The 21,134-nt window shown below is 71.5% G+C and carries 17 protein-coding genes; 9 read left to right on the top strand and 8 right to left on the bottom strand.

Annotated features, from left to right (window positions below):
* Window positions 1-205 precede the first annotated feature (205 nt).
* Window positions 206-1,126 (top strand): hypothetical protein, encoded by a 921-nt coding sequence (locus EOINJALH_RS07605; protein WP_144289912.1) that lies wholly within the window; start codon window positions 206-208, stop codon window positions 1,124-1,126.
* A gap of 59 nt (window positions 1,127-1,185) precedes the next feature.
* Here EOINJALH_RS07605 and EOINJALH_RS07600 read toward each other — a convergent pair whose 3' ends face one another.
* Window positions 1,186-3,318: a sigma-54-dependent Fis family transcriptional regulator gene (locus EOINJALH_RS07600; RefSeq protein WP_088279757.1), complete on the bottom strand. Its 2,133-nt coding sequence runs from the start codon at window positions 3,316-3,318 to the stop codon at window positions 1,186-1,188.
* Between the two features lie 304 nt (window positions 3,319-3,622).
* On the opposite strand from EOINJALH_RS07600, the gene pedF reads away from it, so the two are divergent.
* Window positions 3,623-4,090, top strand: a complete 468-nt coding sequence (gene pedF / locus EOINJALH_RS07595; protein WP_404872741.1) for a cytochrome c-550 PedF — start codon at window positions 3,623-3,625, stop codon at window positions 4,088-4,090.
* A 41-nt stretch (window positions 4,091-4,131) separates the two neighbouring features.
* Window positions 4,132-5,004, top strand: coding sequence for an ABC transporter substrate-binding protein (locus EOINJALH_RS07590; RefSeq protein ID WP_234413707.1), 873 nt, complete (start codon window positions 4,132-4,134; stop codon window positions 5,002-5,004).
* 106 nt (window positions 5,005-5,110) lie between these two features.
* On the opposite strand, the gene EOINJALH_RS07585 is transcribed toward EOINJALH_RS07590, so the two are convergent.
* The 6 genes from EOINJALH_RS07585 to EOINJALH_RS07560 all read right to left on the bottom strand — a co-directional run bounded on the left by EOINJALH_RS07585 (window position 5,111) and on the right by EOINJALH_RS07560 (window position 12,978).
* Complete coding sequence (locus tag EOINJALH_RS07585) at window positions 5,111-5,539, bottom strand: CBS domain-containing protein (RefSeq protein WP_088279742.1); 429 nt, start codon at window positions 5,537-5,539, stop codon at window positions 5,111-5,113.
* Between the two features lie 387 nt (window positions 5,540-5,926).
* Window positions 5,927-7,372 (bottom strand): methyl-accepting chemotaxis protein, encoded by a 1,446-nt coding sequence (locus EOINJALH_RS33290; RefSeq protein ID WP_310732286.1) that lies wholly within the window; start codon window positions 7,370-7,372, stop codon window positions 5,927-5,929.
* Window positions 7,373-7,472: 100 nt separating this feature from the next.
* Entirely contained in the window at window positions 7,473-9,995 is a 2,523-nt protein-coding gene (locus EOINJALH_RS07575; RefSeq protein WP_234413711.1) for a GspE/PulE family protein, read from the bottom strand.
* A 158-nt stretch (window positions 9,996-10,153) separates the two neighbouring features.
* Window positions 10,154-11,455 (bottom strand): TRAP transporter large permease, encoded by a 1,302-nt coding sequence (locus tag EOINJALH_RS07570; protein ID WP_088279740.1) that lies wholly within the window; start codon window positions 11,453-11,455, stop codon window positions 10,154-10,156.
* Window positions 11,448-11,957: a TRAP transporter small permease gene (locus tag EOINJALH_RS07565; protein ID WP_088279739.1), complete on the bottom strand. Its 510-nt coding sequence runs from the start codon at window positions 11,955-11,957 to the stop codon at window positions 11,448-11,450. The genes EOINJALH_RS07570 and EOINJALH_RS07565 overlap by 8 nt, the downstream gene beginning before the upstream one ends.
* Before the next feature lie 55 nt (window positions 11,958-12,012).
* Window positions 12,013-12,978 carry a TRAP transporter substrate-binding protein gene (locus tag EOINJALH_RS07560; RefSeq protein ID WP_088279738.1) on the bottom strand — a complete coding sequence of 322 codons (966 nt, stop codon included), beginning with the start codon at window positions 12,976-12,978 and terminating at the stop codon, window positions 12,013-12,015.
* 67 nt (window positions 12,979-13,045) lie between these two features.
* On the opposite strand from EOINJALH_RS07560, the gene EOINJALH_RS32585 reads away from it, so the two are divergent.
* The 6 genes from EOINJALH_RS32585 to EOINJALH_RS07530 all read left to right on the top strand — a co-directional run bounded on the left by EOINJALH_RS32585 (window position 13,046) and on the right by EOINJALH_RS07530 (window position 20,483).
* The gene (locus EOINJALH_RS32585) at window positions 13,046-13,591 is read left to right on the top strand and encodes a c(7)-type cytochrome triheme domain-containing protein (protein WP_158219682.1); all 546 of its coding nucleotides are present in this window, start codon (window positions 13,046-13,048) and stop codon (window positions 13,589-13,591) included.
* 46 nt (window positions 13,592-13,637) lie between these two features.
* Complete coding sequence (locus tag EOINJALH_RS07550; RefSeq protein WP_088279737.1) at window positions 13,638-14,297, top strand: hypothetical protein; 660 nt, start codon at window positions 13,638-13,640, stop codon at window positions 14,295-14,297.
* Window positions 14,294-17,995 carry a hydantoinase B/oxoprolinase family protein gene (locus EOINJALH_RS07545; protein ID WP_234413706.1) on the top strand — a complete coding sequence of 1,234 codons (3,702 nt, stop codon included), beginning with the start codon at window positions 14,294-14,296 and terminating at the stop codon, window positions 17,993-17,995. The genes EOINJALH_RS07550 and EOINJALH_RS07545 overlap by 4 nt, the downstream gene beginning before the upstream one ends.
* Window positions 17,996-18,136: 141 nt before the next feature.
* Window positions 18,137-18,967 carry a DUF4399 domain-containing protein gene (locus tag EOINJALH_RS07540; RefSeq protein ID WP_158219681.1) on the top strand — a complete coding sequence of 277 codons (831 nt, stop codon included), beginning with the start codon at window positions 18,137-18,139 and terminating at the stop codon, window positions 18,965-18,967.
* A 150-nt stretch (window positions 18,968-19,117) separates the two neighbouring features.
* On the top strand, window positions 19,118-19,732 hold the full coding sequence (locus EOINJALH_RS07535) for a CDP-alcohol phosphatidyltransferase family protein (protein ID WP_088279734.1): 615 nt from the start codon (window positions 19,118-19,120) through the stop codon (window positions 19,730-19,732).
* A gap of 28 nt (window positions 19,733-19,760) precedes the next feature.
* Complete coding sequence (locus EOINJALH_RS07530; RefSeq protein WP_234413705.1) at window positions 19,761-20,483, top strand: DUF3047 domain-containing protein; 723 nt, start codon at window positions 19,761-19,763, stop codon at window positions 20,481-20,483.
* Between the two features lie 12 nt (window positions 20,484-20,495).
* Here EOINJALH_RS07530 and EOINJALH_RS07525 read toward each other — a convergent pair.
* On the bottom strand, window positions 20,496-21,134 hold a 639-nt coding region (locus EOINJALH_RS07525), incomplete at its 5' end, for a cell envelope integrity protein TolA (protein WP_144289911.1).

The following is a 21,134-nucleotide window of genomic DNA, read 5'->3' as shown; positions in this document are numbered from 1 at the left end:
GTCGGGAGATTTTCCCGTGGTGCCGGCACATCATGGCCTCCCACGCACAGGGGTTTTGGGGCGACCGCCGTGGCGACGTGTCGGGGTGCAGTGGGCGCTGGCCGCCGGCGCTGCCCTGGCGCTGGTCGCGGCGCCTGCGTCGTCCTGGGCCGCACCCCGGGTTGCCGTCCAGGCCGCCCCCCAGGCCTCCCCACAGGCGGGTCCGGTGACCGCGACACCCGGTGGCACACGCTGTCCCGGTCCCGAGATCACCATCCAGCCGATCGGCCCGGGTCTGTGGCAGCTGCCCGCGCACGATGGCGATGCCGCCGAGGCCAACCGCGGGGCCGTCTCCAACCTGGTGCTGGCCCGGCACGGCCGCCAATGGTGGCTGCTGGGCAGCGGGCCGTCGCCGGCCCACGGCCAGGCGGTGGCCTGCCGGCTGCGGCAGCGGCTGGGGGCGGTGGTCACCGACGTCGTCAGCCCCTGGGCCCGACCTGAACTGGTGCTCGGCGTGGCGGGGCTTCAGGCCGCCCGGCCCACCCTGCGCCATTGGGCCCATGCCGAGGTGGCCGACGCGATGCGGGTGCAGTGCCCGGTGTGCGTCGAACGGCTGCGCCTGCGCCTGGGCGGCGCAGCGGACGACCTGGGCGCGCAGCCGATCGCCCTGCCCGGGCAGCGACTGCAGGGCACGCAGGGCCGGCTGGGCCCCTTCGATTGGTGGCTGCTGCCGCGGGCCGACGGGCGCTGGGTGACGGTGTGGCGGCATGCGCCGTCGGCACTGTGGGTGGCGCACGGTCTTCTGGCCGCGGCGCCACCCGGCGATGGCCGCGATGCCGACCTGCTGCGCCTGCGCGACAGCCTGCGCAGCGCGGCCAGGCTGGCGGCGGTGGACGGGCCGGCCGTGCGCTGGCTGGGCGAACAGGGTGGCCCGCAAGGGGCCTCGGCGCCGGTCGAGCAGGCCCGCTACTGGGATGACCTGGACGCCTCGGTGCGCCAGGCCATCGACCAGGGCGTCGACGAATCGATGCCGCCCGCGGCGATGCCGGCATGGCCCGGCGTGTCGGCGCACCCCTGGCACGCGCTGAACTGGCAGCGTGCCTGGCGCCAGGCGGAAGAGCGCCAGTTGGGGGCGGCGCCGAAGTGACGGTGCCGCGCGCCGACCGGTGCCGCCGGGTGCGCGGCTCGTGACCGGTGGCGGCGCGCTCAGCGCGGCACGTTCCAGCGCAGCTTGCGGTAGATCGTGTTGCGGCTGACGCCCAGACGCTTGGCCGCGACCGAGATGTTGCCGCCGGCGTCGTCCACCGCCTGCCGGATGGCGTCGATCTCGAGTTCTTCGAGCGAGCGCGTGCCGGGCCGGGGGGGCGCTGCGGCGCGCGACGCCTCGCCGATGGCGGCCTGCGGCGCCGCCGCCGCGCCCGTGGCACCGCGGGCCGCGGCAGGCGAGCCAGCGTGACCAGGGCCCTGGACTGGCGAAGCCACGGACGCAGCGGCCTGCGCGGGCAGCCGCGCCTGCGCGTCTTCGAGGAAGTCGTCCGACAGGTGCTCGCGGGTGATCACCGCCTCGCTCGCGGCCATCACCGAGGCCGTGCGCAGCACATTGAACAACTGGCGCACGTTGCCGGGCCAGTGGTAGTGCTCGAACAGGCGCACCACGTCGGCGGCCAGTTGCAGCCGGCGGTTGGGGTTCTCGCGGTCGAGGATGCGGCGCACCAGCGCCATCAGGTCGCTGCGCTCGCGCAGGGCGGGCAGGCGCACGGCCAGGCCGTTGAGGCGGTAGAACAGGTCTTCGCGGAACTGCTTGGCCTCGATCATCTCGCGCAGGTTGCGGTGCGTGGCACAGATGATCGACACGTCCACCGCCACGCTCTTGCTGCTGCCCAGCGGCGTGACCTGGCGCTCCTGCAGCACCCGCAGCAGGTGCGCCTGCAGGCCGACCGGCATGTCGCCGATCTCGTCGAGGAACAGCGTGCCGCCATTGGCCTGCACGATCTTGCCGACCGCGCCCTTGCGCCGCGCGCCGGTGAAAGCGCCGTCTTCGTAGCCGAACAGCTCGGCCTCGATCAGCGAGTCGGGGATCGAGGCGCAGTTCACGGCCACGAAGGGCTGCTTGGAGCGCACCGAATCGACGTGGATGGCGCGCGCCAGCAGTTCCTTGCCGGTACCCGTCTCGCCCAGGATCAGCACCGGGATGTCGCGGTCGAGCACGCGGCGGATCTTGTCGACGACGCTGTCGATCTGGGCATCGCCGGTGCGCAATTGCCCCAGGCCGGACGAGGCGCGGTCGTTGCGCGGGGCGGCCGCCTTCGCGCCGGCATCGGCCGGCGCCAAGGCGTCGGCACGGGCCTCGCCGGTGGCCTGGGGCGCGGCCGACACGGCCTCGGCCAGGCTGGTCCAGACCGGCCAGTTGAAGCGCGCATGGATGTGGAACTGGCGGCCGCCGTTCAGCTGCACCGGCATCGGTGTGGCCAGCGGCGAGCGGAAGCGGTCGACCAGCGCGCCCACCGTGGTGCCGAACAGCGTGGTCAGCGAGTGCATGCGCAGCGCCGCGCCCGACAGGCCCAGCTGCTCGAGCGCGCCGCGGTTGGCGCCGACGATCTTGCCGTCGGCGCCGATGGCCAGGATGCCTTCCATCAGCGTGCCGATGAACTCGACCCGGCTGTGGAAGTGCAGGCGCATCACGTTGCGGTAGTCGTCGGTGAGCCAGTGGTTCTCGATCATGCGCGCCGACATCTTCACCAGCGCCATGGTGTGCTGGTGGTAGCTGCGCTGCTCGCCGCTCACGTCGAGCACGCCCAGGATGTTGCCGCGCGGGTCGAGGATGGGCGCGGCCGAGCAGGTGAGGAAGTGGTTGGCGTGCAGGTAGTGCTCGTCGGCGTGCACGAGCGTGGGCGTCTCGGACACCAGGGCCGTGCCGACGGCGTTCGTGCCCTTGGCTGTTTCGGACCAGTTGGCGCCCGGCGCCAGCGCCACCTTGGCCGCGCGGCCGAGGAACTCGTCGTCGCCGATCGAGTGCAGGATGGTGCCGGTGGCGTCGGTCAGCACCACCATGCTGTCGGTGTTGATGATCTGCTCGTACAGCATCTCCATCACCGGCGCGGCATGGTCGTGCAGGCGCAGGTTGCGCTCGCGCACGACGGTGAGGTCGGACCGGCCCATCGGCGACAGGTCGGGCCGTTCGATGCGCGACACGCCCAGCGCCACGCAGCGCTCGTGTGACTGGTCGATCTTGTCGACGTGCTCGTGGCTCAGGTTCAGCCCGGACGCGATCGGCCGACCGAGATCGTCCGTCCGCCTGGACGGCGGCACACCGTAGCCTGTCGGGAACGGTCCACGCATGCTTGTCACCTCCGCCGCTGTGTGCGGCTTGTCTTTGAGCCAATGGCGCTGTCTCGCGCCAGTCCGTCACATTCGCAAGACCCGGACCCGGTTCGATTGCTGCGAAATCGAACAGTCGTCCGGGTGACACTGCGCGATGCTATCGGTTCCGTCGCGGCGTCGTGGACTTTCGGAGCAACCGACCCGGGATTCATCGGATGCCGTCGAAGGGTCTGTCGCCCAGATGACATTGGCACAGCGTTTGCAGACAGGCCCCTCAGTGTGTGACAACCCTGCCTTAGGAGACAAGCTGATGAACGCAACGATGAAGACCCTGGCCCGGCACCTGGTGCTGGGCGGTGTGGCCCTGATGGCCGCCACCGCGGTGCTGGCCCATGGTGATGTGACGCCACAGGCCGTCGACACCAAGGAACTGCCGCCCCTGGGCGAGCAGTGGCGCGCCGAGAACCCGTACCGTCAGCACGCCACGGCGATCAAGATCGGCACCTCGGCCTACAACCAGAACTGCGCGCGCTGCCATGGCCTGGAGGCCATCTCCGGCGGCATCGCGCCCGACCTGCGCAAGCTCGACAACGACTGCGTCGCGCTGAAGGACGCCGCCAAGAAGGCCGCCTGCGTCAAGGAAATCGACGACTACTACGCCGGCAGCGTGCGCCGCGGCAAGGTGCGCAATGGTGCGGTCTACATGCCGCCCTTCGAAGGTATCCTCAACCAGGAAGCGGTGTGGTCGATCAAGGCCTACCTCGAGACCCGCCGCGAGAAGCCGCTTTGAGCGCTTTCAGCGTCGGGGCCCCGCGCCCCGAGGAGACGATGATGTCAAGGAACGAGTTCACCCGCCGCGACCGCCGCCACTGGCTGACCGCCGCCGCGGCGGCGGCGGCCGCCGCCGCGGTGCCGGCTTGGGGACAGCCGGCCGGTCCGTCGAGCCCGGTGCCGGCGCTCGACAAGATCCGCGCCCGCGGCTCGCTGGTGGTCGGCCTCTACAACGACATGCCGCCGTTCCACACCGGTGGCAAAGGCATCGACGTCGACCTGGCCGAGGCCCTGGCCAAGGCCCTGGGCCTGAAGCTCAGCCTGTTGCCGTTCAATGCCGACGAGAACATGAACGACGACCTGCGCAACATGGTCTGGCGTGGGCACTACCTGGGCTTCGGCCCGGCCGACGTGCTGCTGCATGTGCCGGTCGACCGCCCGTTGATGACCGCCAACCCGCGGGTGCAGATCTTCGCGCCGTACTACCGCGAGCGCATCGTGGTGGCGCGCCGGCTCGAGGCGGTGCCGCGCATGGAATCGTTGGACGATTTCGCCGGCAAGCGCATCGCGGTGCCGGGGCAGAGCCTGGCGGGCTGGCTGCTCATCGGTGCCGAGAGCGGCAAGTACCGCGAGCAGTTGCTCACCAAGTGGAAGGACGGCGTCGAAGCCGCCCAGGCGTTGCTGCGCGGCGAGGTGGCCGGTGCGGCCGGCCATGCGTCCGAGCTGGAGTCGGTGCTGGCGGGCGATGCGCGGTTCGCGATCGAGCCGCTGCCGCTGCCGCGCATGCGCGACGGCTGGGTGGTCGGCCTGGCCGTCAAGAAGGAATCCGAAGATCTCGCCCACGCGCTGCAGGCGGCGATGAACGGCCTGACCGAATCGGGCGAGGTGGGACGGCTCTTCCAGGCCGGCCGGGTGGGCTGGCGCAAGCCGTGATCTGGCAATGCGCTGTCGTGGCGCACTGCCTGGAACGAGGCCCCCGAGCGAGCACCTTCGGCGACGCAGCGCCACCAGCGTCTGGCGGCGCGGGCGCCGGTTCCGGCTACGAGTGGATGTAGCTTTCGAGCTGCGAGATGGTCAACTCATGGTCGGCAATGATGTCGTCCATGATGTCGCGAATGGAGATCATTCCCAGCACCGTGTTGCCTTGCAACACCGGGAGGTGGCGGATCTTCTTTTCCTTCATCAGCGCCATGCAGTCGCGCGTGCGGGTGGCCGGCGTCACGACGATCACGTCGCGCGTCATGATCTCGGCCACCGTGGTGTCCTTCGAACTGCGACCCTGCAGCGCAACCTTGCGGGTGTAGTCGCGTTCGGACATGACCCCCACCAGCCGGCCTTCGTCCATCACCACCAGGGCGCCGACCTCGTACTCGGCCAGCAGCCGCAAGGCGCCAAACACCGTTTCGTCCGGGCGCACGTGCCAAAGCGTGCCGGCGCGCGTCTTGATCAGCTCGGAAACTGGTTTCATGGGCAATCCTGTCGTCGATTCGAATGGGGGGAAGTGGCATGAACGCGGGCCGAGGCGCCAGACCCGACCGCGTGGCCCGGGGCGCGGACCTGCGGCGCGGACGCCGCATGCGCATTCTGACCTGAATCCGCGTCGAATGACCGCGCGGCTGTCGGGCGAGATGCCACGGGCCGCGGTCCGAAGCGTGCGTCACCGAGGTCGGCGCGGGCAGAGGGGTGGCCCGATGCCCGGCGCTGCGTCAGTTGTTGCTGATCGCGCGCACTTCTTCGATCGACGTCACGCCGGCGAGCCCCTGGGCGAGGCCGTCCCGGCGCAGCGAAGGGCGGCCGCCGGCCCACCTCGGGCGTGGCCTTGCCCCGCCCATGGCCCGTCCTGTGCCCGGCGCATTCACCGGGCGAGCGCGCCTGGCCGCCCCGACAGGGACGCCGAAGGTCCGGTCGTGCCGGACAGCTGGAACGCGGACACCGCCTGCGACAGCATCGCCGCCTGGTCCCGCAGGCTCTCGGCCGCGGCGGCCGACTGTTCCACCAGCGCGGCGTTCTGCTGCGTCGCCTGATCGAGTTGCGTGACGGCCCCGTGCACTTCGCCGATGCCCCGACTCTGCTCCGCCGTCGCCGCCGAGATCTCGCCGATGACGTGGGTCAGCCGCTGCACCGAGGCGACGATCTCGTCCATCGTCGTGCCCGCATCGGACACCAGGCGCACGCCGGCCTCGACGCGGTCCACGCTCGAGCCGATCAGCTTCTTGATCTCGCGCGCGGCGTCGGCGCTGCGCTGGGCCAGGCTGCGCACCTCGCCGGCCACCACCGCGAAGCCGCGGCCCTGCTCGCCGGCACGTGCCGCCTCGACGGCGGCATTCAGCGCCAGGATGTTGGTCTGGAAGGCGATGCCGTCGATGACGCCGATGATGTCGACGATCCTGCGCGAGCTGTCGCCGATCTCGCCCATCGTGGACACGACCTGGCCCACCACCTGCCCGCCGCGCTGCGCCACGCCGGCGGCCGAGGCGGCCAGCTGGTCGGCGGTGCGTGCCGATTCGGCGGTCTGGTTGACGGTGCCGGTGAGCTGCTGGATCGAGCTGGCGGCCTCCTGCAGGCTGCTGGCGGCGCGCTCGGTGCGGGTGGAGAGGTCCTGCCCGCCCGCGGCGATCTGGCTGGAGGCCGTGCCGATGGAGTCGGTGCAGGAGCGCACCGCGGCGATCGAGGTCTCGATCTGCTGCAGCGCGTCCAGCATGCGCACGGTGGTGGGCACGGTGCTGCCGGTGCGGATGGCCGTGAAGTCCACCGTGCCGTGTTGCGCGGACAGGCGCGTGGCAATGGTGTTGAGCTCGTCGCCGGCGGCGAACTCGGCCCGCGCGCGCTGCGCCAGGAAGATCAGCACGCCGGCCTCCGCCACCACGTAGGCCGCGTGTTCCAGCACCCGGCCCAGGCCGGGCTCGGTGAAGCAGATCGGGCCCCAGCCCCACTGCTGGAAGTAGTTGAAGCTGAGGTGGTGCACGGCGATGGTGGCGGCCGCGGCGAGCACCGGCATCCAGTGGCGGTAGACCACGGTCGCGGCCAGGAACGCGAACACCGCGAAGTGGGCTTCGGCGCGGCCCCGCGCGGCGTGGATCATCAAGGCGACCATGGCCATGCCCAGCACCGGCAGGGCCACCCGGCTGGATCCGCCGCTGCCCGAGAGCATGGCCATGGCCACCGCCGCGGCCATCAGCCCGGCGCCGGTGGCCGCGGCCATCAGCACCCCGTCGTAGGCGACGCCATAGGCCAGTGCGCCGGCGAACAGCAGGCCGATGGCGGCGAGCATGGACTTGTCGTTCTGTTGGATCGAGTGCATGGGATCTCCTTCTGCTAATGGCATCGTGGCCTGTCCTGCCACGGACTCGGCCAGTGGGCTGAAGCCGCGGGGCGCGCACCACGCCCCGTGGCGGTGTCGGTCAGTTGTTGCTGATCGCGCGAACTTCTTCGATCGCGGTCACGCCGGCCAGCACCTTGGCGATGCCGTCCTGGCGCAGGGTGCGCATGCCGGCGGCCATCGCCGCGGCCTGAAGCTCTTCCGAGCGCGCGCTGGTCTGGATCAGCCGGCGCACTTCGCGGTCGACCATCAGCAGTTCGTGCAGGCCGGCGCGGCCGGCGAAGCCGGTCTGGCCACACTGCGGGCAGCCCGGCGCGTGGTGGTGCATCAGCACGCCGTCGCGGCTGGATTCGCGCAGCCAGGCCGCGCGCACGGTGTCGGCCGGCGGGCGCTTGTCTTCGTCGGGGAAGGCCTGCAGGTACTCGTGCACCAGCGCGTTCACCTCCTCACCGGTGGCCGGGCGAGAGGTGACGCAGTGCTTGCACAGCCGCCGCACCAGGCGCTGGGCCAGCACGGCCAGCAGGCTGTCGGCGAAGCTGAAGGGGTCCATGCCCATGTCGAGCAGGCGGGTCACGGTCTCGGGCGCGCTGTTGGTGTGCAGGGTCGACATCACCAGGTGGCCGGTGAGCGAGGCCTCGATGGCCATCTGCGCGGTTTCCTTGTCGCGGATCTCGCCCACCATCACCACGTCGGGGTCGGCGCGCAGGAAGGCGCGCAGCGCCTTTGCGAAGGTCCAGTCGATCTTCGGGTTCACCTGCACTTGGCGCAGGCCGCGCTGGGTGATTTCCACCGGGTCCTCGGCCGTCCAGATCTTGCGGTCCGGCGTGTTGATGTAGCCCAGCGCGGCGTGCAGCGTGGTGGTCTTGCCGCTGCCGGTGGGGCCGACGCACAGGACCATGCCGTAGGGCCGCTCGATCACCGTCTTCAGGTTGGCCAGCACGCTGGCCGATAGGCCCATGCCGTCCAGCGGCATGGTGCGCGCCGAGGCCAGCAGGCGCATGACCACGTCCTCCAGCCCGTTGGCCGTGGGGATGGTGGCCACGCGCAGTTCGAGCTGCTGCCCCTGCACGAAGCGTCCGAAGGCGATCTTGCCGTCCTGCGGCTTGCGGCGCTCGGAGATGTCGAGGTCGCACATGATCTTGATGCGCGCCACCAGTGCCGAGCGGTAGGTGTGCGGCAACTCGATGTAGGGCCGCAGCACGCCGTCGCGGCGGAAGCGCACGCGCACCTTGTCCTGGCCGGGCTGGCATTCGATGTGGATGTCCGACACGCCGGTCTGCCGCGCCTCGAGGATCATCGTGTTGATCAGCCGCACCAGCTGGTTGTCCGACTGCTCGATCTGCGGCTCGTCGTCGCGTGGGTGGTCGACCTGGTGCTGCTCCAGGCTGGCCAGCAGCTTGTTGGTGGTGTCGGAATCGGCATCGGCGTTGAAGGCCAGCGGCTGCAGGTCGGCACCGGCATTGATGCTGCCGTCCTGGCCCAGTCGCTGGTACACCTTCTCGATGGCCGGGCCCAGCGTGCCGGCCCGCGCCAGCACCGGCACCAGCTTGCACTGTGAGCTGAACTCGGTCTCGTCGAGCACGCTGCGCGCCGAGGGGTCTTCGAAGGCGACCACCAGCCGGCCGCCGCGCAGCAGCAGTGGCAGCGCCTGCAGGCGCCGCGCCGCGGCCAGCGGCAGCTTCAGTGCCGCCTCGGGTTCGACCGGGAAATTCGCCACGTCGACCACCGGGTAGCCCATCTTGCGGGCCAGCGCCGTCTGCAGGTCGCCGCGGCTGACGGCGCCCTTGCTCACCAGCAGTTCGCCCAGCGGCAGGCTGCGGTCGGTCTGCTGCAACTGCAGCGCGTCGTCGAGTTGCTCTTCGGTGACGAAGCCCAGCGCCTTCAGCGCCTCGCCGATGCGCACCATCGGCATCTTGGCCTGCTGCTCGATGGCCTGAAGCAACTGCTCCGCCGTGACCACCTGGTGCATCACCAGCAGGTCGCCGAGCTTGCGGCTGCGCAGGGCCACCTGCTCGGCGGCCGCCTGTTCCACCTCGGTGAGCGTGGCCGCCTTCTGCTCGATCAGCACCTCGCCGATGCGCGGGCCCATGTCGGCGCCGGCCAGTCCGGCGCGGGGGTAGAAGCTGCGCAGCACCGCACCGGCGTCGCCGGTGGGCGGGAACAGGAACACGCCCATCGGGTGGTCGACATAGCCGATGGTCTGCACCGAGGTTTCGCCATTGGTGCGGAAGCGCAGGTTGCACACGTGCGGCTCGGCCTGGTCCAGCAGATCGCCGCCGTCGGCGCCCAGCACGGCCATCGGGGCCAGCGGGCGCAGCAGCGTCAGGCGCCGGAACTGCGACAGGCGCAGCGGCAGCGTGCCGCGGGCCGGCAGCACCTGCACGTGCACCAGGCCCTCATCGGGGTCGAATGCGGCCAGCCGTCCCTTGGTGACCTTGCCGTTCGGCCCCTCGATCTCGCAGGGCTCGGGCTCGGACTGGCACACCGGCGCGGGGTAGGACGCGAACGGCGGGGTGGGCCAGGCGAACGGCGCCAGCGGCCGGGCTTCGGGCTTCGCGCGCGGCTCGCCGTCGATCGGCACGAGCGACAGCGGGGGCAGGGACATGTCGGACACGGAGGCACCTCATGGGGGCTGCTCGGGTGTCGCCAATACGCCACCCGGGTCTCCACATGCTAGGCACCGCCGCCTGCCGCGAAGTCGCGAACAAGGGGTCCGCGACCGGTCAGTTCGCGCCGCCGCGGCGCGCACCGGCCGCCACGCGCTCAGCGGCGCATCTGCGCCGGCAGGAGTGTCACGATCTGGGGGAAGAACCAGATCAGCGCTACCGCCAGCACCATCAGGAAGAAGAAGGGCAGGGTCACCCGCGCGATCCAGCCGATCTCGCGTTTCGTCATGCCCTGCAGCACGAACAGGTTGAAGCCCACTGGCGGGGTGATCTGCGCCATCTCGACCACCAGCACGACGAAGATGCCGAACCACAGCAGGTCGATGCCGGCCTTCTGCACCGTGGGCAGGATCACGCCCATGGTCAGCACCACCATCGAGATGCCGTCGAGGAAGCAGCCCAGCACGATGAAGAACAGCATCAGCGCGGCCAGCAGGCCGAGCGGCGGCAGGTTCAGCGAGCCGATCCACTCGGCCAGGTGCCGCGGCAGGCCGATGTAGCCCATGGCCAGCGTCAGGAAGGACGCGCCGGCCAGGATCATCGCGATCATGCAGTACAGCCGCGTGCCGCCCATCAGCGACTCGCGGAAGGTCTTCCAGTCGAGCGAGCCCTGCGCGGCCGACAGGATCAACGAGCCCAGCACGCCCACCGCGGCGGCCTCGGTGGCGGTGGCCAGGCCGGAGTAGATCGAGCCCAGCACCGCGGCGATCAGCAGCACCACCGGGATCAGGTGGCGCGACTCGGACAGCTTCTGCGCCAGGCTCATCGGGCGGTCGGCCGGGGGGATGGCGCCGGGGTTCAGCAGCGCCCACACCACCAGGTAGCCCGAGAAGAGCGCCGCAAGCAGCACCCCCGGCAGCACGCCGGCCATGAACAGCTGGGCGATCGACACGTCGGCCGAGACGCCGTACACGATCATGATGATCGACGGCGGGATGAGCAGGCCCAGCGTGCCGGCGCCGGCCAGCGAGCCGATCGAGATGCCATCGGGGTAGCCGCGGCGCGACAGCTCGGGCAGCGTCATCTTGCCGATGGTGGCGCAGGTGGCGGCGCTCGAGCCCGACACCGCGGCGAAGATTGCGCAGCCCACCACGTTGGTGTGAAGCAGGCGGCCGGGCAGGGCCTGCACCCAGGGGGCCAGGCCGCGGAACATGTCGTTGGACAGCCGCGTGCGGAACAGGATCTCGCCCATCCAGATGAACAGCGGCAGCGCCGTCAGCGTCCAGCTCGACGACGAGCCCCAGATCGTCACGGCCATCGCGTCGCCGGCCGGCCGCGAGCTGAACAGCTGCATGCCGATCCAGGCCACGCCCGACAGCGCCAGGCCGATCCACACGCCGGTGCCCAGGATCAGGAACAGGGCCGCGATCAGCAGCCCGGTGATGGCCAGATCACTCATTGCGCAGCGGCTCGTCGGATGTCGGCGCGGCACGCCGGCCGCGCAGCTCGAGCACGAACTCGTCGATGAAGGCGATGGCCAGCACCGCGGTGCCCACGGCCATGGCCAGTTGTGGCAGCCACAGCGGCGTGGCGTCGTTGGAGGTGGACACGTCGTTGAACTGGCGCGACTGCCAGACCAGCCGCCCGCTGTAGTAAGCCGACAGGCAGGACAGCATCACCGCCAGGCCCAACGCCCACAGCTCGACGCTGCGCCGAGCGCCGCCGCGCAGCGCCGACAGCAGCAGCGTCACGCGGATGTGCTCGCCGCGCTTGAGCGTGTGCGCCAGCGACAGGAAGCCGGCGCCGGCCATCAGGTAGCCAGCGTAGGCGTCGGTGCCGGGCAGGTGGAAGTGCAGCTGCCGCCCCAGGATCGACAGCATCACCATGCCCAGCAGTCCCACCATGCACAGCGCGGCCAGCGCGGCCGAGCCGTCGTACAGCGTGTCGAGCAGCCGCCTCATCGGCGGCCCCGGGCCGGCATCATCCGCCCGCGGGGCGGCCGCGTGGCGTCGGAGCTCACTTGCTGAATGCGTCGACGAGCTGCTTGCCCTCGGCCCCGGCCTTGTCCAGCCATTCCTTCAGCATGACGTCGCCCACCTTCTTCATGTCGGCCTTCAGCTGCGCGCTGGGCGGCAGGATCTGCATGCCGCCGGCCTTGAGCTTCTCGATCGACTCGGTGTTGGCCTTCTTGCTCGCGGCCCAGCCGCGCACCTCGGCGTCGGCGCCGGCCTTCAGCACGGCCGCCTTCGCGGTGGCGTCGAGCGCGTCGAAGGCCGCCTTGTTGACGAGCACGGCGTTCTTCGGCAGCCAGGCCTGGGTGTCGTACCAGTACTTGAGATGCTCGTAGGTCTTGCTGTCGACGCCGGTGGAGCCCGAGGACATGTAGCTTTGCACCACCCCGGTGGCCAGCGCCTGGCTCAGTTCGGCGGCCTGCACGGTGACCGGCTGCGCGCCCACCAGCTCGGCGATCTTGGCGGTGGCCGGGCTGTAGGCGCGCCACTTGACACCCTTCAGGTCGGCCGCGCTGGCGATCGGCTTGTGCACGTAGATGCCCTGCGGCGGCCAGGGCACGGTGTACAGCAGCATCATGCCCTGCTCGGCGAGCTTCTTCTCCATCAGCGGCTTCTGGGCCTTGTAGAGCTTCATGGCCTCGTCGTAGCTGTCGGCCAGGAAGGGCATGCCGTCGGCGGCGTAGATGGGCCACTCGTTGGCGAAGTTTGCCAGCAGGATCTCGCCCATCTGCGCCTGCCCACCCTGCACCGCGCGCTTGATCTCGGGGGCCTTGAACAGCGAGGCGCCGGCATGCACCGTGATCTTGAGCTTGCCGCCGGTGGCCTTGTCGACGTCGCTGGCGAATTCCGTCAGGTTGACCGTGTGGTAATTGCTGGCCGGGTAGGCTGCGGGCAGGTCCCACTTGGTCTGGGCCAGGGCGGCGGTCGAGCACAGGACCGAGGCGGTCAGCACGGGTAGCATGAGGCGCATGAAGTTTCTCCGTCAGCAAGGCAATGGGCGAAGAATAAGGCCTCCGGCGATCGCGCCCGATGGGGGCTTGTCCCCGGGCAGGACGCCTGGCCTGGGCCGCGCCGCTGTGCGCGTGCTGGCGGGCCTGTGGCTGCTGGGCGCCGCGGTGGCCCAGGAGCCGCCGAAGGCCCCGCCGGTGCACGACCCGGCCAATCCCGATCACCTGCGCCTGCAAGCCCCGGCCGAGGCCTTCGCCGGCCTGCCGCGCGACCAGCGGGGGCGCGTCGACTGGATGAAGGCGCTGCGCCAGGGCCAGATCCAGCCACGCGCCGACCTGAAGGGCGAGGGCGGCGCCAAGGGCATGATCGTGCTGTCGCACGACGTCGTCATGAAGAACACCGCCGACATGCCGCACGTGAAGTTCCCGCACGAGTCGCACACCCAGTGGCTGGCCTGCACCAATTGCCACGACGAGCTCTTCGTGCCCAAGGCCGGCGCCAACCCGATCAACATGACCAAGATCTTCCAGGGCCAGTATTGCGGCGTGTGCCACGACCAGGTGGCCTTCACCACGCTGTTCGCCTGCGAGCGCTGCCACAGTGTGCCGCACAGCGGCGCCAGGCCGTGGTGGTGAGGCTGCCGAACCGGCGCGGCCTGCGCCGTCTTCGCAGGGCGGGGCCATGGCCTTCCTCGGCATCCTGATGCTGCAGACCCGCTTCCCGCGGCTGCCGGGCGACGTCGGCCACCCGGCCACCTGGCGCATGCCGGTGCGCCGGGCGGTGGTGGCCGGCGCGTCGCCGCAGCGGGTGGTGCGCGAGCGCTCGGCCGGGCTGCTGCAGCCCTTCATCGACACGGCCCGGACGCTGGTGGACGACGGCGCCGCGGCCATCACCACCAGTTGCGGCTTCCTCGCGCTCTTCCAGCATGAGCTGCAGGCCGCGCTGCCGGTGCCGGTGTGGACCTCGAGCCTGCTGCAGCTGGCCGAGCTGGCGCCGCTGCGCCCGGGCGTGATCACGGTCGACGCGCAGGCCCTGTCGGCCGACCACCTGCGCGCGGCCGGCGCGGCGCCGGACACGCCGGTCGAAGGCCTGGCGCCCGGCTGCAGCCTGCAGCGCACGCTGCTCGACGACCTGCCCACGCTCGACGAACGGGCCGCGCAGGCCGATGCCGTCGACGCCGCGCGCCGCCTGCTGCGGCGCCACCCAGGCCTGGGCGCGCTGGTGCTCGAATGCACCAACCTGCCGCCGCATGCCGAGGCCATCCGCCAGGCCACCGGCCTGCCGGTGCACGACCTCACCACCTTCGTCCACCAGCGCTGGGCGGCGCTGCGGCTGTCGTGAGCCCGGCCCAGCGCTGGCAGTTCTGGGTCGACCGCGGTGGCACCTTCACCGACGTGGTCGGCCGTGCGCCCGACGGCGCGCTGCACACGCTGAAGCTGCTGTCCGACCACCCCGAGCAGTACCGCGACGCTGCGGTCGAAGGCATCCGCCGCCTGCTGGGCCTGCGGCCCGGCGAGGCCGTGACGCCGCGGCAGGTGGAGTGCGTGAAGATGGGCACCACGGTGGCCACCAATGCGCTGCTCGAGCGCAAGGGCGAGCGCACGCTGCTGGTCATCACGCGGGGCTTCCGCGACGCGCTGCGCATCGCCTACCAGGCGCGGCCGCGCCTGTTCGACCGCCGCATCGTGCTGCCCGAGCTGCTGTACGAGCGGGTGATCGAGGCCGACGAGCGCGTCGGCGCGCAGGGCGAGGTGGTGCAGGCGCTGGACAGCGCCGCCCTGGAGCGCGAGCTGCAGGCCGCGCACGACGCCGGCCTGCGCAGCTGCGCCATCGTGTTCATGCACGGCTGGCGCTTCACCGCGCACGAGGCGGCCGCGGCGGCCCTGGCGCGCGCCATCGGCTTCGAGCAAATCAGCGTGTCGCACGAGGTCAGCCCGCTGATGAAGCTGGTGCCGCGCGGCGACACCACCGTGGTCGACGCCTACCTGTCGCCCATCCTGCGCCGCTACGTCGAGCAGGTGGCCGGGCAGATGCCGGGCGTGCCGCTGTACTTCATGCAGAGCTCGGGTGGCCTGGCCGAGGCGCACCGCTTCCAGGGCAAGGACGCCATCCTGTCCGGGCCGGCCGGCGGCATCGTCGGCATGGCGCGCACCGCGCAGGCCGCGGGCTGTGGCAAGGTCATCGGCTTCGACATGGGCGGCACCTCCACCGACGTGTCGCACTTCGCCGGCGAATTCGAGCGCGCCTTCGAGACGCAGGTGGCCGGCGTGCGCATGCGCGCGCCGATGATGAGCATCCACACCGTGGCCGCCGGCGGTGGCTCGGTGATCGGCTTCGACGGCGCGCGGCTGCGCGTCGGGCCCGAATCGGCCGGTGCCAACCCGGGCCCGGCCTGCTACCGGCGCGGCGGCCCGCTGGCGGTGACCGATGCCAACGTGATGCTGGGCCGGCTGCAGCCGGCGCACTTCCCGGCCGTGTTCGGTGCTGGCGGAGACCAGCCGCTCGACCGCGAGGTGGTCGTCGCCGCCTTCGAGGCGCTGGCCGCGCGCGTCGCAGCGGCCACCGGCCGCGCCACCACGGCCGAGGCGGTGGCCGCCGGTGCGCTGCGCATCGCGGTGGCCGGCATGGCCAATGCCATCAAGCGCATCTCGGTGGCACGCGGCCATGACGTCACCGGCTACACGCTGCAGTGCTTCGGCGGCGCCGGTGGCCAGCACGCCTGCCAGGTGGCCGACGCGCTGGGCATGCCGCGCGTGATGATCCACCCGCTGGCCGGCGTGCTGTCGGCCTACGGCATGGGGCTGGCCGACCAGACCGCGATGCGCGAGGCCTCGATCGAGCGGCCACTCGACGACGCCGGCCTGCGCGTGGCCCGCGCCCGCCTGGCGGAGCTGGCCGGCGCGGCCGAGGCCGAGCTGGCCGCGCAGGGCGTGTCGGCCCAGCGGCTGCGCCGCCGCGAGCGCCTGCACCTGCGCTACGCCGGCACCGACACCGCGCTCGAGGTGGCGCTGGCCGATGCCGACGCCGCGAAGGCAGAGTTCGAGGCCGCGTACCGCCAGCGCTTCGCGTTCCTGATGCCCAACCGCGCGCTGGTGATCGAGGCCGTGTCGGTGGAGGCCATCGGCGACGGCGAGCGCCTCGCGCCGACGCCCGCGGCCGCAGCGTCGGCGGCACCGGCGGGCGGGCCGGTCCGCCCGGCGCCGCAGGCCACCGTGCGCATGCACTGCGCCACCGACGACGGGCAGGCCGAGGCCTGGCGTGACGCCGCGCTGCACCGGCGCGAGGCCCTGCCGCCACGGGCCGTGATCGACGGCCCGGCGGTCATTGCCGAGCGCAACGCCACCACCACCGTCGAGCCCGGCTGGCAGGCGCGTCTGGGCGACGACGGCGTGCTGATGCTGCAGCGCGTGCGGCCGCGGCCCGGCGCGCTGTCCCTGGGCACCGAGGTCGACCCGGTGATGCTGGAGGTCTTCAACAACCTGTTCATGAACATCGCCGAGCAGATGGGCCTGCGCCTGCAGAACACCGCGCACTCGGTGAACATCAAGGAGCGCCTCGACTTCTCGTGCGCGCTGTTCGATTCGGCCGGCGCGCTGATCGCCAACGCGCCGCACATGCCGGTGCACCTGGGCTCGATGAGCGAATCGATCCGGACCGTGATCGACCGCAACCCGGGCATGCGGCCGGGCGATGTCTACGTGCTCAACGACCCCTACCACGGCGGCACCCACCTGCCCGACGTGACGGTCGTCACGCCGGTGTTCCTGGCCGATGGCACACCGAATGACGCTCACCCAACGTTTTATGTGGCCAGCCGTGGCCACCATGCCGACATCGGCGGCATCACGCCGGGCTCGATGCCGCCGTTCTCCCGCACCATCGACGAGGAGGGCGTGCTGCTCGACAACTTCCTGCTGGTGCGCGACGGCCGCCTGCGCGAGGCCGAACTGCGCGCCCGCCTGGCCGGGGGCCCCGACGAACACGGCCACGGCGCCAACCGCTACCCGGCGCGCAACCCCGACCAGACCATCGCCGACCTGCGTGCGCAGATCGCCGCCAACGAGAAGGGCGTGCACGAGCTGCGGGCGATGGTCGGGCAGTTCGGCCTGCCCACCGTGGCCGCGTACATGCGCCATGTGCAGGACAACGCCGAGGCCTCGGTGCGCCGCGTCATCACCGCGCTGAAGGATGGCCGCTTCACGCTGCCGATGGACAACGGCGCGTCGATCCAGGTGGCCGTCAGCGTCGACGCCGCCGCCCGCGAGGCGACGATCGACTTCACCGGCACCAGCGCGCAGCGGCCCGACAACTTCAACGCGCCCAAGGCGGTGACGATGGCCGCGGTGCTGTACGTGTTCCGCACGCTGGTCGACGACGACATCCCGCTCAACGCCGGCTGCCTGGTGCCGCTTCGAGTGGTGGTGCCCGAAGGCTGCATGCTCAACCCGCGGCCGCCGGCGGCGGTGGTGGCGGGCAACGTCGAGACCTCGTCCTGCGTGACCAATGCGCTGTATGGCGCGCTGGGCGTGATGGCCGCCAGCCCCTGCACGATGAGCAACTTCACCTTCGGCAACGGGCGGCACCAGTACTACGAGACCCTGTCCGGCGGCAGTGGCGCCGGCCCCGGCTTCGACGGCACCAGCGTGGTGCAGACGCACATGACCAACTCGCGCCTCACCGACCCCGAGGTGCTGGAGTTTCGCTTCCCGGTGCGCCTGGACAGCTACGCCATCCGGCCCGGCTCGGGCGGCGCAGGGCAGTGGCACGGGGGCGACGGCGGCGTGCGGCGGGTGCGCTTCCTCGAGGCGATGACCGCCTCGATCCTCAGCAATGGCCGCGTGCATGGCGCCTTCGGGGCCGAGGGCGGCGCGCCGGGTGCTCCCGGCATCAACCGTGTCGAGCGCGCCGACGGCCGCCGCGAGGCCCTGGCCCACATCGGCTCGGCCGAGATGGCGCCGGGCGACGTCTTCGTCATCGAGACGCCCGGCGGTGGTGGCTGGGGCACGCCAAAGGCCTCACCCGCGTGCTTTCGCGGTTGACGCCGGCACCCTGCATGCACGACCATCGCGCGCACTACAGTTTGAAACGATTGGGGCTGTCGGATGTTCTTGCGACGTGGGTGCGCGGCGGTGGTGCCGGTCGTCCTGGGTTTGGTGACGGCGATCGAGGCCGTGCAGGCCATGCCACTGCCGAAGGGCGAGCTCGAACGCAGTTGCTGGCAGCGCCACACGCGCGAGCGCACCCGACCCAACATCAAGGAGGCCACGCTCGTCGAGTTCTCCAACCTGCGCCACCGCGACCGCGTGCGCTCACCCTTCATGGTGGAGTTCGCGGTGCGGGGCATGGGCGTGGTGCCGGCCGGCAAGGCGATGGCCGGCACGGGCCACCACCACATCCTGATCAACACGCCGCTGCCGCTGAACATCGGCGAAAAGATCCCCTTCAGCGACACCCACAAGCACTTCGGCAAGGGGCAGACCTTCGCCGTGCTCGACCTGCCGACGGGGCGCCACACGCTGCGCCTGCTGTTCGCCGACCACGACCACCGGCCATACTTCGTCTACAGCCGCGAGATCACCATCGACGTGATCGGTCGGCGCAACAGCATCGCGCCGGTGATCAACCCCGACCGCTTCGACGAGACATGCGCCGAGTGGTACCAGGACGAGCTGAGCCGGCCGCGACCGCCCGGCGAATGGGTCACCGTGTCCAACCTGCGCGACGGCGAGCCGGTGGCCAGCCCCTTCAGCCTGCACTTCGGCGTGGAGGGCTACGGTGTCTGCGCCGTTGGCGTGGGTGCCGAGCGCACCGGCCACTTCAAGTACGAGGTCTATCGCGAAAAGCAGATGGTGCAGCAGGCCGACCTGGGCAACGGCGCCACCCAGGCCACACTCTCGCTGCCCAACGGCACCTACACCTTCCGCTTGCGTTTCGTGGATGCCACGGGGCAGCGCGACCTGCTGCCGGCGCAGGATCTCTCGCTGGTGGTCAACGCCCAGAACCGGTTGTAGGCCGAGACGCCTCTTTCGATGAGGCAGGGCTCGGCGTGGCCACGGTGCATGGCGCTTGCTGGCTGCCGCACGGGCGGGCGGTGCGGTTTTCGTCGCGGTGCGATGATGCGGGCCCCGCAGCGCCCAGCCCAACGCGCCTCCCGTCTGCCCATGCTCGATCGTCCTGTCCTTGCGCTGGCCGGCCCCTGGCTCGACCGCCTCGCGGGTGCGCTGGCCCGGCGCGGCGTCGGGGCCGACGCGGTCACCTTGGTCGGCTTCGGCGTGGGTCTTGCCGCCGCCCTGGCCATTGCCCTGCAGCGGCCCGGGCTGGGGCTGTCGTTGATGCTGGCCAGCCGTCTGGCCGACGGCCTGGACGGGGCCATCGCCCGGCGCACCCGGCCCACCGACCGCGGGGCCTTCCTCGACATCGCGCTCGACTTCGTCTTCTACGCCAGCGTGCCCCTGGCCTTTGCCTGGGCCGATCCAGCCGCCAATGCCCTGCCGGCCGCGGTGCTGCTGTTCGCCTTCATGGGCACCGCGTCCAGCTTCCTGGCCTTTGCGGTGATGGCCGAGCGCCGCGGCCTGCGCAGCACGGCCCATCCGCGCAAGGGCCTGTACTACCTGGGCGGGCTCACCGAAGGCACCGAGACGCTGGCCTGCTTTGCCGCGATGTGCCTGTGGCCGGCCGCGTTCGCGCCGTTGGCGCTTGGCTTTGCCGGGTTGTGCGGCCTGACCTGGCTCGCGCGCCTGCATGCCGGCTGGACGGTGCTGCGTGATGCGCGCTGAGCCGGCCGCTCGGATCATTCTGGCCGCCATGCGCCGCCTTGCCGCGCCCGTGGCCGGCGTGGCGTGGGCCGTGCTGACCTGCGCCAGTCCGGTGGCGGCCCAGCTGGCGCCGCTGGCCGGGGCCGACCGTGCGGATTCGCCCTGGCAGCGCGCCGGCCTGCCCGACCAGGCCATGGCGCGCACGCGCTTCGGCGTGGTCACGCTCGAAGGCGAGCGCGTGCTGCAGGTCGAAGCCGACAACTCCTATGGCAACCTGGTCCATCCCTTGCCCGCCGCTGCATCGGCGGCCCGGCAGCTGAGCTGGCGCTGGCGCATCGACCGGCCCAACCTGCAGGCCGACCTGCGCCGCAAGGCCGGCGACGATGCCGCGCTGAAGGTTTGCGTGCTGTTCGATCTGCCGGACGCCGCCGTGCCCTTCTTCGAGCGGCAACTGCTGCGCCTGGCGCGCGAACGCACCGGCGAGCGGCTGCCCGCGGCCACGGTGTGCTACGTGTGGGATGCGAACCTGGCCAGCGGCACCGTGGTCGAGAACCCGTACTCGCGTCGCGTGCGCACGATCGTGCTGCAGGGCGCTGGCGCGCCCATGCAGGCCTGGCGCGGCGAGCGGCGCGACCTGGCGGCAGACTTCCTGATGCTGTTCGGCGACGAATCGCGCGGGGTGCCGCCGCTGTCGGCCGTGGCGGTGGGGGCCGACGCCGACAACACCCACGGCCGCAGCCTGGCCCACATCGCCGACCTGGCGCTGCAGTAGGCGCCGCGCCGCCTACTCGCGCCGCGGGAACACCAGCGTCATCGTCGACGGCACCCGGCCATCCACATCGCGTGGCAGCACTTCGGTGCGGTCGATGGCGCGCAGCACGGTGTCGTCCCAGGTGGCATTGCCGCTGGACTTGGTGAGCTTCCGGCCGATGATGGTGCCGTCGGGCCCGCAGCGCACCTCGACCTCGGCCACCGGATTGCCCGGCACGTCGACGGCCAGCACGATGTTCGGCTTGATGCGCGCCTTGATGCGCCCGGCATAGGCGGCCGACGGCGCGGCGTCGCGCAGGTCGTTGCCGGTGGCGGTGGGTGCGCCGGTGGCCCCGGCCAGCCCGCGGATGCGCGCCAGGTTGGCCTCGCGCTGCTTGGCCAGCCGGTCTTCCTCGGCCTCGGCCTCTTTCTGGGCAGCCTGTTCCTTCTTCAGCCGCTCGGCCTTCTGCCTGTCGTCGCGGGCCTTGTCCTCGCGCACCTTGTCGTCCCTGGCCTTGTCGAGCCGCGCCTTGTCGTCGCGGGCCTTCTGCAGGCGCTGCTGCTCGGCCTCGCGCTCGTCGGCCAGGCGCTTCTGGCGCTCGGCCTTCTCGATGGCGATCTGCGCGTCGCGGGCCGGTGGGGCGGCGGGCTTGGGCGGCGGCGGCGCCACCGG

Origin of the sequence: Ideonella sp. A 288 (assembly GCF_002198735.1) — a bacterium.
Taxonomy (GTDB): domain Bacteria; phylum Pseudomonadota; class Gammaproteobacteria; order Burkholderiales; family Burkholderiaceae_C; genus Pseudaquabacterium.
This window is presented reverse-complemented; position numbering and strand designations above follow the sequence as displayed.

Bases quoted from the DNA above. Each gene is read 5' to 3' on its own strand.
- EOINJALH_RS07600 (WP_088279757.1), bottom strand. From the start codon at position 3,318: ATGCGTGGACCGTTCCCGACAGGCTACGGTGTGCCGCCGTCCAGGCGG.
- pedF (WP_404872741.1), top strand. From the start codon at position 3,623: ATGAAGACCCTGGCCCGGCACCTGGTGCTGGGCGGTGTGGCCCTGATG.
- EOINJALH_RS07590 (WP_234413707.1), top strand. From the start codon at position 4,132: ATGTCAAGGAACGAGTTCACCCGCCGCGACCGCCGCCACTGGCTGACC.
- EOINJALH_RS07585 (WP_088279742.1), bottom strand. From the start codon at position 5,539: ATGAAACCAGTTTCCGAGCTGATCAAGACGCGCGCCGGCACGCTTTGG.
- EOINJALH_RS33290 (WP_310732286.1), bottom strand. From the start codon at position 7,372: ATGCACTCGATCCAACAGAACGACAAGTCCATGCTCGCCGCCATCGGC.
- EOINJALH_RS07575 (WP_234413711.1), bottom strand. From the start codon at position 9,995: ATGTCCCTGCCCCCGCTGTCGCTCGTGCCGATCGACGGCGAGCCGCGC.
- EOINJALH_RS07570 (WP_088279740.1), bottom strand. From the start codon at position 11,455: ATGAGTGATCTGGCCATCACCGGGCTGCTGATCGCGGCCCTGTTCCTG.
- EOINJALH_RS07565 (WP_088279739.1), bottom strand. From the start codon at position 11,957: ATGAGGCGGCTGCTCGACACGCTGTACGACGGCTCGGCCGCGCTGGCC.
- EOINJALH_RS07560 (WP_088279738.1), bottom strand. From the start codon at position 12,978: ATGCGCCTCATGCTACCCGTGCTGACCGCCTCGGTCCTGTGCTCGACC.
- EOINJALH_RS07550 (WP_088279737.1), top strand. From the start codon at position 13,638: ATGGCCTTCCTCGGCATCCTGATGCTGCAGACCCGCTTCCCGCGGCTG.
- EOINJALH_RS07540 (WP_158219681.1), top strand. From the start codon at position 18,137: ATGCCACTGCCGAAGGGCGAGCTCGAACGCAGTTGCTGGCAGCGCCAC.
- EOINJALH_RS07535 (WP_088279734.1), top strand. From the start codon at position 19,118: ATGCTCGATCGTCCTGTCCTTGCGCTGGCCGGCCCCTGGCTCGACCGC.
- EOINJALH_RS07530 (WP_234413705.1), top strand. From the start codon at position 19,761: ATGCGCCGCCTTGCCGCGCCCGTGGCCGGCGTGGCGTGGGCCGTGCTG.